This window comes from Chitinophaga sancti, from assembly GCF_034424315.1.
GTDB classification, from domain to species: Bacteria; Bacteroidota; Bacteroidia; order Chitinophagales; family Chitinophagaceae; genus Chitinophaga; species Chitinophaga sancti.
On the sequence record NZ_CP139972.1, the window covers coordinates 277,254 to 293,481 of the forward strand.

At 46.5% G+C, this 16,228-nt stretch carries 10 protein-coding genes; 5 read left to right on the plus strand and 5 right to left on the minus strand.

What is annotated here, in order from left to right:
- Positions 1-7: 7 nt before the first annotated feature.
- Together U0033_RS00975 and U0033_RS00980 are read right to left on the minus strand one after the other, a co-directional pair.
- Positions 8-3,058 carry a TonB-dependent receptor domain-containing protein gene (locus U0033_RS00975; RefSeq protein ID WP_072357347.1) on the minus strand — a complete coding sequence of 1,017 codons (3,051 nt, stop codon included), beginning with the start codon at positions 3,056-3,058 and terminating at the stop codon, positions 8-10.
- Positions 3,039-3,971 carry a FecR family protein gene (locus tag U0033_RS00980; protein ID WP_177318542.1) on the minus strand — a complete coding sequence of 311 codons (933 nt, stop codon included), beginning with the start codon at positions 3,969-3,971 and terminating at the stop codon, positions 3,039-3,041. The genes U0033_RS00975 and U0033_RS00980 overlap by 20 nt, the downstream gene beginning before the upstream one ends.
- Before the next feature lie 142 nt (positions 3,972-4,113).
- Between U0033_RS00980 and U0033_RS00985 the strand changes: the two genes are divergently transcribed.
- A complete protein-coding gene (locus U0033_RS00985; protein WP_083571351.1) occupies positions 4,114-4,725 on the plus strand; it encodes an RNA polymerase sigma factor in 612 nt (203 codons plus the stop codon).
- 39 nt (positions 4,726-4,764) lie between these two features.
- Here the strand turns inward: U0033_RS00985 and U0033_RS00990 are convergent, their stop codons facing one another.
- Positions 4,765-7,695: an FAD-binding and (Fe-S)-binding domain-containing protein gene (locus tag U0033_RS00990; RefSeq protein WP_072357350.1), complete on the minus strand. Its 2,931-nt coding sequence runs from the start codon at positions 7,693-7,695 to the stop codon at positions 4,765-4,767.
- A gap of 200 nt (positions 7,696-7,895) precedes the next feature.
- Complete coding sequence (locus U0033_RS00995) at positions 7,896-10,253, minus strand: ABC transporter permease (protein WP_072357351.1); 2,358 nt, start codon at positions 10,251-10,253, stop codon at positions 7,896-7,898.
- Between the two features lie 167 nt (positions 10,254-10,420).
- On the opposite strand from U0033_RS00995, the gene U0033_RS01000 reads away from it, so the two are divergent.
- A complete protein-coding gene (locus U0033_RS01000) occupies positions 10,421-10,606 on the plus strand; it encodes a hypothetical protein (RefSeq protein ID WP_072357352.1) in 186 nt (61 codons plus the stop codon).
- A 130-nt stretch (positions 10,607-10,736) separates the two neighbouring features.
- Here U0033_RS01000 and U0033_RS01005 read toward each other — a convergent pair whose 3' ends face one another.
- Positions 10,737-11,642, minus strand: a complete 906-nt coding sequence (locus U0033_RS01005) for a DUF72 domain-containing protein (protein WP_072357353.1) — start codon at positions 11,640-11,642, stop codon at positions 10,737-10,739.
- Positions 11,643-11,937: 295 nt separating this feature from the next.
- Between U0033_RS01005 and U0033_RS01010 the strand changes: the two genes are divergently transcribed.
- The 3 genes from U0033_RS01010 to U0033_RS01020 all read left to right on the plus strand — a co-directional run bounded on the left by U0033_RS01010 (position 11,938) and on the right by U0033_RS01020 (position 16,210).
- Entirely contained in the window at positions 11,938-13,362 is a 1,425-nt protein-coding gene (locus tag U0033_RS01010; protein WP_072357354.1) for a glycogen synthase, read from the plus strand.
- Between the two features lie 85 nt (positions 13,363-13,447).
- Positions 13,448-14,719 (plus strand): glucose-1-phosphate adenylyltransferase, encoded by a 1,272-nt coding sequence (locus tag U0033_RS01015; RefSeq protein ID WP_072357355.1) that lies wholly within the window; start codon positions 13,448-13,450, stop codon positions 14,717-14,719.
- Positions 14,720-15,175: 456 nt separating this feature from the next.
- Complete coding sequence (locus U0033_RS01020; RefSeq protein WP_072357510.1) at positions 15,176-16,210, plus strand: efflux RND transporter periplasmic adaptor subunit; 1,035 nt, start codon at positions 15,176-15,178, stop codon at positions 16,208-16,210.
- Positions 16,211-16,228 lie beyond the last annotated feature (18 nt).

The window sequence follows — 16,228 nt, forward strand, 5'->3', positions numbered from 1 at the left end:
TTCGGTATTAAAATTTTACAGAGACTTCAGCTCCGAATGTGGGAGCTGCGTTAGGAAATTCATATGTATTTCCGGCAGTGATATAATAAGGTTGATAGTTGAATACATTATACACGTTGAAGGCAAACTTGAAACGCTGGCGGATTTCCTTGCCCACACTCATGTGAAAATTCATAAGCGGACTGGGCGCCCTGTTTGAATTTGTTTCACTTTCAGGTTGATACAGGTAGCCATACCTCGGATCATCTTTATCAAATTCACTGAGGTATACCATGTCAAAATTATTCGTCAGATACCCGATAGGAATACCTGCCCTGGCTTGTGTACGTGTCTTACTGATCAGCGTACATTCAGCCGTGAATTGAATAATCAGGCTGATTTTTGGAATGTGCGTAACAGCAGTAATTCGTCCATTGCTATAGGTCGTGTATTCACTTCTCGGAGGATACAGACCCCGTAATGCATAATCCGGATTCGTATTAGTCACACCATTAGGTCGGCTAATCCAGCTATTCGCCGTTGTCGTGGATAGACTACGGTTGATGCCTGTACTGAGCGTAAATGAAGTCGCAATCGCTTTTACCTGTGGTGTGGAGATGATCAGCTCTGCACCATAGTGTGTAGACTTCAGACTATTTCCAAATGAATGTGTTTCGATCTGGAACCGCTTCATGCTGTCCAGTGTCACAATTGGTTTAGCTCCCTCCACGATAGTGGCTGAATACATGGGGAGTACTACCGGCGTGTATTTCACAGTTGTATTAATCCCATTTGTATTCCACTTGCCATACACGTTGCCTGATATATTCCATCCATTTTTATGATATTGGGTAGACAACTCGAAGGTTTGACTTTTGGAAGATTTCAGGTCTTTATTGGTCATTTCATAGCGGTTCACATAGATGAGTGAATAGCTCTCAGCTTCCTTGCCATTGTACGCATTCAATAAAGGTATTTCTGTAAATGAGGGCCCGGGATAACGCATAGAAAGCGCCGGTGATTTAAATGCCAGGCCGTAAGCCAGGCCGATACGTAAATGTCTGTTCAGTTCATAGTTAGTATTGATACGCGGAGATCCGCTTATTTTTCCGTTCTGTACATCTATTCGTCCACCTGCTCTTACATGCAGGTAATTATTCGCAACAGGCGTTTTAAACACATCTTCCGCATAAAAGCCGAAGTCTTGTTGCGGTACCACACGGGAATAGTCATAGTAACGCTCTCCCATTGTTTTACCACCTGAAGTTGTGTTGACATAGGCACCAATACGTGGCACACTTGGATCTGCTAACTGCCCCAGCCCTTTGTTGCGGCCATAGTTGTAATTACCGCCTGCCGTCAGATAGTGATTGATGCGGCCGGTGCGGAATTCATTTGCAACATCCAGGCTACCGTTCAAGCCAACCGGGCGGCCATCCACGATAGCCTGGGCCAGGTAAATTCCGGGCGCATAACTACCTTCATGAATACCTGTAGTTGTTGCAGTCGTGTACAACACATACGCACTGTTTACATTCCATTCCCTGTATGTATATTGATGGCCTTCGCTATAGCGTACATTGGCGGTAATGTTCTTTACAAACTTTCCATTCACGCGATAGGTCACTTTATCAGAGATGCTGAAATTCCAGCTGTCAAAACGGGCCCTGGTAGAACTTGCATCATCCGGGTCTCTTTTGATGCCATCCAGGTTCCGCCCGTAATCAACGATTGTCGTGTTTTTAAGACGGTTATTTTTACCATAGTAATTTGTCCAAATGATATTACCATTGATCCGCTCGTAGTTCTTTAACTTTTCGCGGCTGTCAAAAGTTGAGTTTACATAGTTGAAGCTGGCATTCATTACACCGGCTTTTGGAGAAAGCCTGAAGCCTTTACTGAAACTGGCTGTAGTAGCGGCATCGCGCAATTGTGTACGGAAATAACCTTTCGAAACCCCTGCCTGTCTTTCAATGATGATGGCGCCATCTGTGAGATCGCCGTACTTAGCAGAGGCGACACCGGAGATGACTTCAATACTTTCGATATTATCAGGCGGAATCTGCCGGAGATCGGTGCCGCCAAAAGTATAGTCGCCGGAATAGTTGGTCGTGCCGGTGCCGCTCAATCCCCAGCCGGAAGGACTGGTAATGAAAGAACCCGTCATTCCTCTATAACCGGGGTTATAGCTTTGCATATTCATGTTATTGGAAATTGCATTTCCATCCATTACGATAGCAACCCCAAAGGAATTACTCAGTTCATATGCCCCGCGATTATCGGTGGTAGGGGCGAAGCTTGCACGCAGGTTGATCTGCTGTACCTGCTGTAAAGAAGGGGCGGCAATGGCCCTGTTAGGAATCTGGTTCAGCAGATCATTCAGGCTCAGGGCAGGGGTTTGTTCAATCATCTCTCTCGTGATCATGAGTGAGGAGTTGGAACTACCTTCAAATGTGCGGTTGGCAGTGACTGCAATATCTTTCAGGCGTAGGCTGACTTCTTTTAGAAATACGGTTGGGAGTATGGTATCGGTTTTTAGCTGATCGATCCTGAGGGTTTGTTGCTGGAAGCCAACGTAGGTGATGTCGAGGGTAAAGGCGCTTGCGTTGGAGAGGATCATGGTGAAGTTGCCATTATGATCCGTGGTGAAAAACTGGTTGAGTTCCCTGAGGCGGATGCTGGCGGAGGGGAGCGCCGTACCATCTTCTGCAAGAACGCGGCCGGATATGATATACCTGTTAGCCGCGGCTGTGGGTGGTGGTACGATCCTCTTGGGTGCCGGTGTTGCTGATTTGTACACGACGAGGCGTTTGCCCTGAAGTCTGAAAGCAAGACCGGTACCATTGAGTAATGAGCTGACGATGCTTTCGATTGATTGTTTGTCAAACGATCGCGCTGGCACCGCGATCATGTCTGCATCAGCGGGATTGAACGCGATGTTCACCCCCGATTGCACAGACAGCGCCAGCAGCGCATGATCCAGCTTCCAGCCTTTTTCTGTGTGGAAGCTGATCGTTTGTGCATGGCAGATAGCTGTGATCAACAGCAGGCAGGCTATTTTAATTACATCCTTTACCATTTAATATAATTTCGTCCTGTTGGATTTTATAAGTGATTCCGTAGATCAGGTGGAGGTTGTCCAGTATGTCGGGTATCTTGTCGCCAGCGTTGAAACTCAGGGTGACACGGCATTGCAGGATTTCATCATTCTTAGTACTGAAGCGTACATGGAACTGTTCCTGCAATGATTGTAAGAGCTGGCTAAGCGGTACATTGTTCAGGATGAATTGCTGTTGCATCCAGGTCACATCTTCGGCAGGGATGAGCGTTGCCTGTTTGGTAGCCTTGTTCACTGACATGCCTTCACCCTGGTGTAAAAGTTGGTTTTTGACCATGACCACACCACTGCTTACGCTGATGTTTTCTTCCTTGCGTGCCTGGTAACTACGCACCTGGAAACTGGTGCCGATATCCGCGATCTTCAATCCTGTAGCAGTGGTAACGGTGAATGGATGATTGACATCGTGCTGTACTTCGCAGAAGATCTCACCTTCTTTAAGCATGATTGCCCTGCCAGCATATTGAATCGTTGTTTGTGCATTCATCCAGATCACAGAACTATCGGGCAGGATTATTTTTTTTACACTGCCCGCAGTGCTGAGGGTAGTCAGGGAGGATGGTTGCAGCAGTTTGTAACTAAGGCCAGCTGCGAGCAATAGGGCTGCTGCCACGCTTACACGTTTCATAAGGCGATGGATGGGCGCAGGTTTATTCATTTGTTTACGGAGCGCATTGGTAGCGAGCTTGAGTTCTTCGCTGGCGCCCCAGTGATAAATACCGATTACAATTTCGTTCGCCTGGGCTACCGTATCGGGATGTGCCTTACTGATAGCCTCCCAGTGACGGATGGTGGCTTCGTCTGCCTTGCCAAGACAGTATTGTATGAAGCTGGGGTCTAACAGTAATGTTTCTATGTCGAATGGCTGAATCATACTATATAGAGCAGGAGGAGTTTTGTTTTTACCCTTCGGTTTTGGGATGAGAAAAAAAGTGATCGTCTGAAATGACTTGTGGGTATGCATTTTAAGGCCAATGATCAATTTGGGAAAACTTTAACGGGTACATTTTTCCCGAATGCATAAACGAACGTTTTTTGAAGGCTGTAGCTTTGCCGCCTTAATATGCCAATATATGGGTGCCAGGGGTACAGAAGAAATCCGGGCGTTATGGACGGCATTTGTAAACAATCGTAGCGAACAGGATTTTTATGCATTGTACCGTCAGTTTTTCCCATATTTATTATCGATAGGATTGAAGATTTCGGCCGACAGGGATCTGGTGAAAGATGTATTGAACCAGCAGTTCCTGCAATTGTGGCAACAGCGGGAAAGCTTGCAGGATGTTGAGTTCCCGCTTACTTATGTAACGACAGCCTTCAGGAGAAAATTAATTAAGGAAGGTGGTTCGCTTTCGACGGTACAGGAACTGACAGACGAACATTTACAGTTATTCACTGAACCATCTCCTGAGCAGGCAAGCCTGCAACGGGAGGAAGGAGTATTGCTGCAACAGCGGATTACAAATGCTATTCAACGACTCACGGAGAGAAAACAATTATTGATACGGTTGAAGTATTTTGAGGGCTTGTCTTATGCGGAGATAGCTGCGAAGACAGGGTTGTCGGAACGGACTATTTATAACAAAGTGCATGAAGCGATAAAGGAGTTGAGAAAAGAGTTGAATTAAAAAAACGCTTTGGCCATAAGCCAAAGCGTTTTTTAATTTTTACTTCAATGCGTCGAATAAAATTTCGATCGGGTGCATTGCTTTTTTGCCTGTTCCATCTTTCACCTGGTGCCGGCAACTGGTGCCTGGTGCAGCGATGAGGGTTTCATTCGCCGCACTTCTTACTGCAGGGAATAATACCAGTTCACCAATCTGCATGGACAAATCATAATGCTCTTTCTCATACCCAAATGATCCCGCCATTCCACAACATCCTGAAGGGATGACCTCCACTGAATACTGGGCCGGCAGTGATAAAATATTCTTACTATACATTGCAGAAGACAATGCTTTTTGCTGGCAATGCCCGTGCAGTTTGATCTGTTTTTTATCTGTTGTAAATTGGGCTGCTTTGATATTGCCTTTCTCTGCTTCCTTGTTCAGGAACTCATCTATCAGGAATACATTTTTAGCCAGCGTTTTTGCAGATGCTCTCAGTTCTTCGCGCACCAGGTCAGGATACTCATCTCTGAAACTTAAGATAGCTGAAGGCTCTATACCTAACAAAGGCATATCATCATTAATCACTTCGCTAAAGATCTGTACATTCTGCTCTGCGAACACCCTCGCTTTGCGCAGCAGGCCTTTTGACAGCCATGCACGTGCACTTTCAGGATGATCGATCATCACTACATCATATCCTAAACGATAGAGTAACTGTACCGCTTTGATACCAATATGTGTATCATTGAAGTTGGTGAACTCATCACAGAAGAGGTATACTTTTTTTGTCGCCACAGGCAGCTGGGCTTTCATCGCCGGCCACGCCCTCTTAAACCAGCGACGCAGCGTAATCTTTTGTAAGCCTGGCAGTGAACGATCTTTTGCAAAACCGGAGGTTTTCTTTATCAGGTTACCGGTGGCTTTGGTATTGATCATCCAGTTGTAAATGCCTGGTACAAATTGTGCCAGTCCGTTCAGACGATTATAATTACTGATCAGTTTTGCTCTGAACGGTACACCATTCGCATCGTAATAATGCTGCAGGAATTCCATTTTCAGTTTCGCCATGTCTACGTTAGATGGACATTCTGATTTACAGCCTTTACAAGCAAGACAGAGGTCCAGTACTTCTTTGATCTCTTTATGGTCGAAGCGGTTTTCTTTGTTGGAATGTGTGAGGAATTCGCGTAAGATATTCGCTCTTGCACGGGTGGTATCTTTTTCATTGCGCGTAGCCATGTAGCTGGGGCACATGGTACCACCGCTCAGCTGTGTTTTACGGCAGTCGCCGGAACCGTTACACTGTTCTGCGTGTTGCAGAATAGTTTGTTCTGGAAAATGGAACACGGTCTGGATAGGCGGCGTTTGCTGACCCGGTGTATAACGCAGCATACTGTTCATACTTGGGGTATCAACAATCTTGCTTGGATTGAAGATGTTCTCCGGATCCCATGCATATTTCACATCTCTGAGCAGTTCATAGTTCTTGTCACCGATCATCTGGCGAATGAATTCACCACGTAAACGGCCGTCACCATGCTCTCCACTCAGGGAGCCTTTGTATTTTTTAACGAGGGTTGCAATCTCTTCAGCGATCTTGCGGAAGAGGGCATTACCTTCTGCCGTTTTCAGGTTGATGATCGGGCGAAGGTGGATCTCCCCACTACCAGCGTGTGCATAGTGTACGCAGTAGAGGTTATTTGCTTTCAGCACCTCGTTGAAGTCACGGATATAATCTGGCAGATCGTAGATGTCGACGGCGGTATCTTCGATTACAGGTACCGCTTTCTCATCCCCGGGCAGGTTACTGAGCAGACCTAAACCTGCTTTACGCAGCGTCCAGATCTTCTTAGAATCAGCACCAAAGAGGAGGGGGAAGTGATAGCCAAGGCCGGCAGCTTTCAGTTCTGCAACGAGGCGGTCGGAGATCGCTGTGACTTCTTCGCGGGTATCGCGGAGGAATTCAACAACCAGGATGGCACCGGGATCGCCCTGCACAAAGAAGCGGTTCTTGCTTTGTTCAATATTGTCTTTTGTACACTCCAGGATGTAGTGGTCGATTAGTTCACTGGCGCTGGGTTTATATTGCATAGCAATAATATTCGCACGCAGGGATTCATCTATATTATTGAAGTGCACGCAGAGCAGACCTGTCTCCTTCGGAGGCAGTGGATCTACGTGTATTTTTATTTCTGTGAGAAAGGCGAGGGTACCCTCGGAGCCGGCGATGAGTTTACAGAAGTTGAAGTCTTCTTTGCCAGCGGTGAAAGGCGCTGTTTCCAGGAGCAGGTCTACCGCGTAACCGGTGTTTCGGCGCAGGATGCTCGGCTTTGGAAATTCACGGCGTATTTCATCCTGGTTAGAGTGGTTGCCCAGCAGTGTGCGCATTTGTTTGTATACGGCTGTTTCCAGGCTGCCATCATTCTTTTCACAGCGGGCATGGAATTCATCAACGGAAATGCTGTTGAAGGTCACATCCGAACCATCGCTGAGGATGGCTTTTACTTCGAGGAGGTGTTCGCGGACACTGCCATATACAACGGAGTTGGAGCCGCAGGAATTGTTCCCTACCATCCCGCCGATCATGGCACGGTTGGCAGTAGAGGTTTCAGGGCCGAAGTAGAAGCCGTATGGCTGCAGGAACATGTTCAGCTCATCGCGGATCACGCCGGGCTGAACGCGTACCCAATGTTCATCAGTATTGATTTCGAGGATTTTGGTGAAAGTACGCGACACGTCTACTACGATACCGTTCCCAACAACCTGTCCGGCCAACGACGTTCCCGCGGTACGCGGGATAAGCGACGTTTTGTTTGCTCTCGCAAAGCGGATCAGTGTTTTGATGTCCTCTTCATTGGCTGGGATAGCTACGGCCAATGGCATTTCTCTGTATGCTGAGGCATCTGTGGCGTACAGAGTACGCATGGTGTCGTCAGTGTATAACGTTCCGGTAAATTGTCCGGCAAGCTCCCTAAGCTTTTCGCGCATATTAATCTTCCCTTTTCAGAAAGCAAAAGTAATGTTTTGATTGGTGGAATGCAAATAGGGGTGTTTGTTAGATTTTGTCTAATTTAATTGGTTGTTTTTTGAAATTTGTTGTTTTTAGGGCCTGGAAAAACCGCTTTTGCTGTAGGCGAAAGCAGTTTTTTCCAGGCAGGGGTTCCTGCGGACGGCTTATGAAAAATATATTATTCGGATTTTAATGAAATGATCGGATTGATTAACGCCGCTTTTATTGCCTGGCTACTTACCGTCAATAAAGCAATTACACAAGCCAATACCCCTGCATATGCAAACACTTCCCAACTGATGCCGATCCTGTAATCAAAATGTGTCAACCACTGTCTCATCAAAAAGAAAGCACATGGTGTCGCTATCATTGTCGCTAACACCACCAGCCATACAAAATCGCTGGAAAGCAATACCCACAGCTGCAGCAAATTGGCGCCCATTACCTTTCTGATCCCAATTTCCTTTGTTCTGCGTTCTGCCATGAACATCGCCAGGCCAAAGAGCCCCATACCTGAGATCAGGATTGCCAGCAAGGCAAAGGTGGCTGCTAAACTGCCTACCTGGTTCTCCATTTCGAATTTATGGGCAAAATCCTGGTCTGTGAATGTATAGGCAAATGGCTGATCTGTATTGTACTTTTCAAAAACTGGAGAGATGATGCCCAGCGTTTTTGAAAGGTCTGTTCCTTTCTTTAAACGCAAAAGTATCGCGTTCGCATCATCTCTTTCAAAGATGATCGCCAGCGGGTATGCAGTCTGGTAAGGATTGTACAATACCATATCCCTGATGACCCCGATAATGGTTAGTGTATTGGCTCCGGACCTGATCGTTTTGCCGATAGGATCGGTATAGCCAATCGTCTTAAGCGCGGTTTCATTCAGGATCACACCACTGGAATCTGTACGACGACCTGCCTCAAAGGAACGACCCTGTAAGATTTGCATTCCAGTTACCTTATCATAATCCCAGTCTGCCATGATCACATCCATCGAGATTTCTGCTTTAGGGTCTTTGCCCTGCCAGGAGAAATCGCTCCACTTGTTGTAATTGGCTGTCATGGGTTGGGAGGTCCTTGCCACCGCCTCCAACTGGCCGGTGTTCAGCAGTTCCTGTTTCAGGGCAGCATAGTTTTTATTAAGTGCCGCACTGGTTTGTACAGCCAGCAGGTTGTTAGGGTCATAGCCCATGGACCTGGTCTGTGCATGACGGATCTGCTGGAATACGATAGTCGTACAGATAATGAGGGCTATGCTGATGGCAAACTGGAACACGACCAGTACACGACGTAAGGTAACGGGGTTCCTGCCAGTCCTCACAGCACCTTTCAACACTTTCGCCGGAATGAAGGACGACAGGTACCAGGCAGGATAAGAACCTGCCAGCAGGCCTGTGGCAATACAAATTCCTAAGGCCATCCAGAGATGCTGCAGGGAGAAATGTACATGTGATACACCTACCTGGCCCAGGAAAGGCTGTATGATTAAAATAAGGATAATAGCAAGGAGAAAGGCAATCAGGGCGGTCATCACGGACTCACTGAGGAACTGACTGATCAATTGCGTACGTCCTGAACCGATAGCCTTACGGATGCCCACTTCTTTGGCCCGCTTCTCGGACCTGGCAGTACTCAGGTTCATGAAATTGATACAGGCTATGAGCAGTACGAAGATGCCGATGATGGTAAAGAGGTGTACATAGGTGATTCTACCCCCGGCTTCTTTCCAGTCTTTGAATTCATTGTGCAGGTGCATGCGTGTAAAAGGTTGCAGGTCCAGGAACTGGTTATCATGCCCCGGATCGTGCTCGTTTACCAGGTTGCGTACCTTTTTTGACAGGCCTTCCATGCTGGCACCTGGGTTCAGTTCAATGGCATTCCATGCAAAGTTGACCCCCCAGCGGGTATTGGCATCTTTTACAAATTGCGATTCCCGCTCCATCATGGCAAAGGGCATGAGGAAGTCAAACTGGAAGCTTGAATTTGGCGGCAGGTCTTGCATCACGCCTGTTACCTGCATTTCCATATTGTCTACTTTCACCGTTTGCCCGAGAGGGGAAGCATTCCCAAACAAAGCGCGCGCCTGTGATTGCGTAAGTATGATACTGTTCACATCATTCAGGGCAGTATTGACATTCCCCGCAATCAGCGTAAAGGAAAACATCTGTAGAAAAGCCGGGTCAGCACAGATCCCTGTTTTGAAGAATTTATTGGTGCCATAGGCAATACCCAGTTTATCCGACTGACTTATCCTCGTCGCACGTTTTACTTCGGGATAGTCATGTTGCATAAGGGCATAGATGGGCAGAGGCGTGGTGTATTGCGTGGTCTTTTCATCATTAAAGAGCTGGTGCTTGATGAAAATCCCTATACGATCACCGTTAGTATGAAACTGATCAAAACTCTTTTCGAACTGGACCCACATACCGATGAGGAGGGCGAAAGCCATACCCAGGGCGAGCCCTGTAATATTGATGGCCGACAGCGTCTTATTTTGTAGCAAGTTGCGCCAGGCAACACGGCAATAATTTCTGATCATGGGAAAATATTTACTACAATGATACCAGTTTACAAAGCCTTGTAAATGAATCAATTTCAGAATGCAGACTGTTCGTTTTCAGCAACTTGTGTCCGCTATTGAACGTTTTGACTGGCATGGTTTCTGGGCTATCAGTCTTATAATTATTCACCCAAAAATAGTGAGTTATGGAAATCAGAGACAGATCAATAGGTAGTACAGGCCTTGAACAGGGAGAACCTAATCTTGGAAATAATTATAGTCGTGATATCACGAGAGAAGTGACATCAAATGATCCGGAAAGGATCATCATTCCCAAAAAAGACAAAGATAAGAAAACACAAAACAAAGGAGATAAAAACCAGCAGCAGTAAGGTTAAGATGATGGCTGCTTTAAGTGGTAGGCAGATAAGGAGCATACGCTTTTTATCTGCCTTTATTGTATTGGGCATAGTCTCGCACTTGTCGTACAAAAGAACACCTACAGAAACTTTATGCAAACAATTAAAAGAGCGACTGTTGCCGGGGCTGGAATACAGGTTTCGGCACACTGATCCCACATACTTCTTTCAGTTTGTCAATAAAATAAATGCTGGCTTCTATATAACTCATATCATCCTGCATGTGCATGAAGAAGTATAACTCCTGCAAGCCATTCTTTACCCATTGATCAATTCGTGTAGCCCAGTCATCCATTCTTTTATAGTCTGTCGGATGCAGGCTATTCCCCACAAAGCGCACCATTGACCCCGGTGTGGGTAGCTGCATGTGCACACAGTCTCTCCGGCCGGCAGTATCTGTGATCACAGCACCGATTTTCAATTGCCTTAAATGACTGAAAAGCTCCTTTGTAGTAGCCGGGTTTGTGAACCAATCGGGATGCCTGAGCTCTACATACCAGGAGAGGTCGGTGGGCAAACTTTGCAAATAGGTAAATAATTTATCCCGCCTGTTAGGACTAAAGTTTTCGCCCAGCTGCAAAAAGATCGGCCCCAGGTTTTCTTCAAGTGCAAGTATCCCTTCGAGGAAGGCGGTGGTTTGATCCTGTGCATTGACAAGACTGCTGTAGTGACTGATCGACTGCGGTACCTTGGGGCAGAATTTGAAATCCTTCCTGTTTAAACGGGCCTTCCATTTCCCGATGGTACCGGGATCATAGATCTTATAATGTGTTGCATTGAACTCAATACAATTGAAGTGATGAGGATATTCTTCGAGGTAATTGGCTTCTTTGGTACCTTTGGGATAAAGGGTACCTACCCACTCTTTCATTCCCCAGCGCGGGCAGCCGATGTAAACATGCAGGTTAGCCGCAGGCTGACCTGGTAATACCAGTCTGTTATCAGCAGGATCAGGCAGGCTAAAGTCTATATTATTTAACAAGGAATCATTGACGCGACCAAATTGCATAAAACTAGTTGGAAATTAATAGCCTTCGAAGATAAGATTTTTCATTATAATCGCTTTTTCTGCATTCCGTGGTTGCATCGCCACATATCGTGGTGGATGAAATTGCCTTATGATAAAAAAACATCATGACTGGAAAGGCTTGCTACAAGCCGGATGGACGTGGCTTTGAAGACATCAGGCTGTACCAGTGGCGACTATACAAATAATACAAAGAAAGTTTGGATATTCCTTTGCAATATCCTTTTTCCAAGCTAATTTGATTACATACAAGAGCTTTATTTATTAACTGACAAGCATGGAAATTTTACACGTTAGCGCAGAATGTTATCCGGTAGCGAAAGTAGGAGGATTAGCCGATGTAGTGGGTGCGCTGCCTAAATATCAGCACGATCTGGGTTGTGTAGCCAAGGTAGTGATGCCCGCCTATAAGACCCGCTTTTTTGAGAACAACGAATTTGAACTCGTGCACCAGGGAGGTACCTGGGTGGGTTTCAACTGGTATCATGTCAACGTATTCCGCGAGAAGAACAATGTGTTGGGCTTTGACCTTTACCTGTTGGATATTCCGGGATTGCTGGACCAGGAGGGCGTGTACGGGCACTGGAATGATATGGAACGTTTCCTGGCATTTCAGATAGGCGTATTAGACTGGCTCAATGAATGGCAGCATCATCCTGATGTGGTGCATTGCCACGATCATCATACCGGGTTTATTCCTTTTATGATGACGCATGCTTATAAGTATGAAAGGCTGCGTACCATTGCCACGGTATTGACCATTCATAATGCGCAATACCAGGGGCAGTTTGGCTGGGAGCAGCTGTACCGCTTACCGGGTTTTGACCTCTGGAAGGCAGGGCTGGTTGGCTGGGAGAATGCAGTGAACCCCCTGGCAGCAGCGATCAAGTGTGCCTGGAGAGTGACTACCGTATCTCCCGGATACCTGGAAGAAATGTACAATGGTGCGAACGGACTGGAAAGTCTGCTCCGCAGCGAACGCCGGAAGTGCAAGGGTATCCTGAACGGTATAGACAACAAGGTATGGGATCCTGCAACAGACCCGATGTTACCTGTTCATTATGATGAAACTTCCTTTGTACAAGGGAAAAAAGAAATAAAGCGCCAGTTGTGCGAAGAGTTTGGCTTTGACCCCGAATTACCATTGTTCTCCTTCATTGGCCGTTTAGTAGGCGAGAAAGGAGCTGATCTCCTACCAGATATTATTGGCCGTTCACTGTACGAACAGCAAAAACAACTTAACTTCCTTGTACTGGGTAGCGGAGAATCTCAGACAGAATGGCGATTGCACCAGACAAAGGCCGGCACTGCGCCTAACTTCAATGTGCAGTTTGGATATAACGAGGGCTTGTCTCACCGCATTTACGCAGGGAGTGATTTCCTCCTGATGCCGAGCAGGGTAGAGCCTTGTGGCCTGAACCAGTTATACGCGCTGCGTTATGGTACGGTGCCCATTGTACGTAGTGTGGGTGGATTGAAAGATACAGTGAAGGACTTTGGAGAAACCGGTGGTTTCGGTATCCGCTTTATACAGGCTGAAGCCTGGGATGCCTGCCAGGCCATAGCCCGTGCTGTGGAACTGTACAATGATAGACAGGCATTACAGGAGATCCAGGAATATATCATGCAGATCGATCACTCCTGGGATAGCGCCGCCGCTGAGTATGTAAAATTATACGAATCAATAGTTATCAGACCTTAATTGGCACGGAACTTTCCACGTAGTTTGTAAACGGGACTTTCCATTTATAGTAATCATTATTTCAACGAAACAAAAGAATAGAAATATGTCTAACGCAGTTATCTCCCTTATCTTAGGAGGCGGTTCCGGTACCCGCCTTTATCCGCTCACCCGCAAGCGCTCGAAACCCGCTGTGCCGGTAGCTGGTAAATATAGATTGGTGGATATTCCCATCTCCAATTGTTTGAATGCGGATATGAACCGCATTTTTGTGCTCACACAGTTTAACTCCGCTTCACTGAATAAGCATATTAAGAATACCTATCATTTCAGTCATTTCAGTAAAGCGTTTGTAGATATTCTGGCAGCTGAGCAGACCCCGGATAACCCTACCTGGTACCAGGGTACAGCAGATGCGGTACGCCAGTGCCTCCATCACATTGAGAACTATGAGTACGATTATGTACTCATCCTCTCCGGCGACCAGCTGTACCAGATGGATTTCAGGGAGATGCTGCAACATCATATTGAATCACAGGCAGAGGTAACCATCGGTACCATTCCGGTAACGGCGAAAGATGCCTCTGATTTTGGGATTCTGAAAACAGACGATAAAGGCCTCATTACTTCATTTACAGAAAAGCCAAAGCAGGATGTACTGGCACCATGGGCCAGCCCGGTGAGTGACGAAATGCATGCCGCAGGAAGAGAATACCTGGCAAGTATGGGTATTTATATCTTTAGCAGGAATACTCTCGTGGAATTGCTGAAAGGACAGGAGGCTGCGACCGATTTCGGTAAGGAGATCATTCCCTACGCAATCAATGCAGCGCTGAAGGTAATGAGCTATCAATATACCGGCTACTGGACGGATATCGGAAATATCTGCTCATTCTGGGAAGCAAACCTGGCACTGACAGATGAAATTCCCCAGTTCAATTTATTCGATGAACACCAAACCATCTACTCCCGTGCACGTATGCTGCCTCCGGCAAAGATGAGCGGGTCTTTTAATAAGACCATCATTGCCGACGGTACGATTATCAGTGATAGCACACTGGAACGCTGCGTAGTAGGGATCCGTGCCCGTATCGGGAAGGGGTCTGTGATTACAAACAGCTATATTATGGGGAGCGATTTCTACCAGACCCTGGAAGACCTGGCAAGAGCGAAAGCAAAAGGCCATCCGCCAATGGGGATTGGAGATAATTGTGTGATCAATAAAGCGATAATAGATAAGAATGTGAGTATTGGAAATAATGTGAAGATAAATGTGGGGGAGGTGTTGCCCAATGGGGAGTATGAGCAGTATACCGTGAAGGATGGAATTGTGGTAATTAAGAACGGGATGGTCATCCCGGATGGCTTTGTTATTTAAGACATATTTATAATGCAATTATAGAATCGATTTCATCTTTGGGTGAAATCGATTTTTTTATGGCAGTAACTTTTGGTAATGGTCTTCACTATTTTCCTGATCCACCCTTATAAACGGTCAAAATAACTGTTAAAATTGAATTAATGATGACAAGTGGCAGAAAATGTTTTATCTTTGAAAGTCCTTGCCAGCAAAGGGTTTCAGCGGCAGGAATGTAAAGAATTATAAATTAATAACAGCGTTAAATACTGTTAAAATTACCCCTCATTTCAACGTTTATTTGCGCCCGTTTATCTCTCCTTTTTTATTAATCACCGACACCTTTTGCCTTTTGGCCGACATAATACAATCCTCCTTCCCCCGAAATCTACATTTGTTTTTTAGGTTCTCAACATAAAATCAATTTTGATGGTTTTGCTGGATCAAAGGGCAATACATATAACGGGGCTGTGTTGTATGTTGTTATTATCAGTCGCCTGCCATAATAAAAAGAAAACGGAAGATGCTAAATCACAGGGAAACCAACCTACTATCGTAGATGTCATCATTGCTGACACGCGTAGTGTCACTAACAACGTTGAAGCAAACGGTACCATCGTTCCCAACGAATTTGCAGAATTACACCCGGAAATCAGTGGCAGGATCACCTACCTCAACATTCCCGAAGGCAGCATTGTCGAAAAAGGCACCCTCATTGCCCGCATCAACGATGCCGACCTGCAGGCACAACTGCAAAAGTCCAAAGTCCTGCTGGACCTCTACCAGAAAACGGAACAACGCGACCGCAAACTCCTGGACCTCAACGGGATCAACCAGGCTGATTACGACCTGGCGCTGAACAACGTACACAGTACCCAGGCGGATATGGCATACACCCAGGCCCAGATTGACAAGGCCGCTATCCGTGCACCTTTTACAGGCATCATTGGTCTGCGACAGGTGAGTATCGGGGCTTATGCCACCCCCAATACCCTCATCGCCACTATCCAATCTCCCGACAAGATGCGGGTAGATTTCCTGTTACCAGAGAATTACGCCCATAATATAAAGAAAGGTGGTGTAGTAGACGTTGTGAGCGATGCGAACAACGGCACCCGCAAACAAGCCACTGTGATCGCCATGGAACCCCAGGTGAGCCAGACGAGCCGCAACGTAAAAGTGCGTGCCCTCCTTTCTGACGGCAAGGGGCGCCCAGGGGCATTCGTGAAAGTTTATTTCAATGCCGGTGCGGAGGCGAAAGCCATTATGGTGCCTACCAACGCCCTCATTCCAAACGATAAGAACAACCAGGTCGTGCTCGTCAAAGACGGTAAGGCCCACCTGTCTACCGTGCAAACCGGTGTACGGGAAGTCAATAACGTGGAGATCACCAGCGGGATCAGCGTCGGTGATACAGTGGTGGTGACCGGCGTACTCTTTGCCCGCCCCGATGCCCCTGTAAAGGTCAGACAAGTGAAGACACTGGAAAAACTCGTGGCTGCACAGCAATAATCACCCAACGGATTTTTA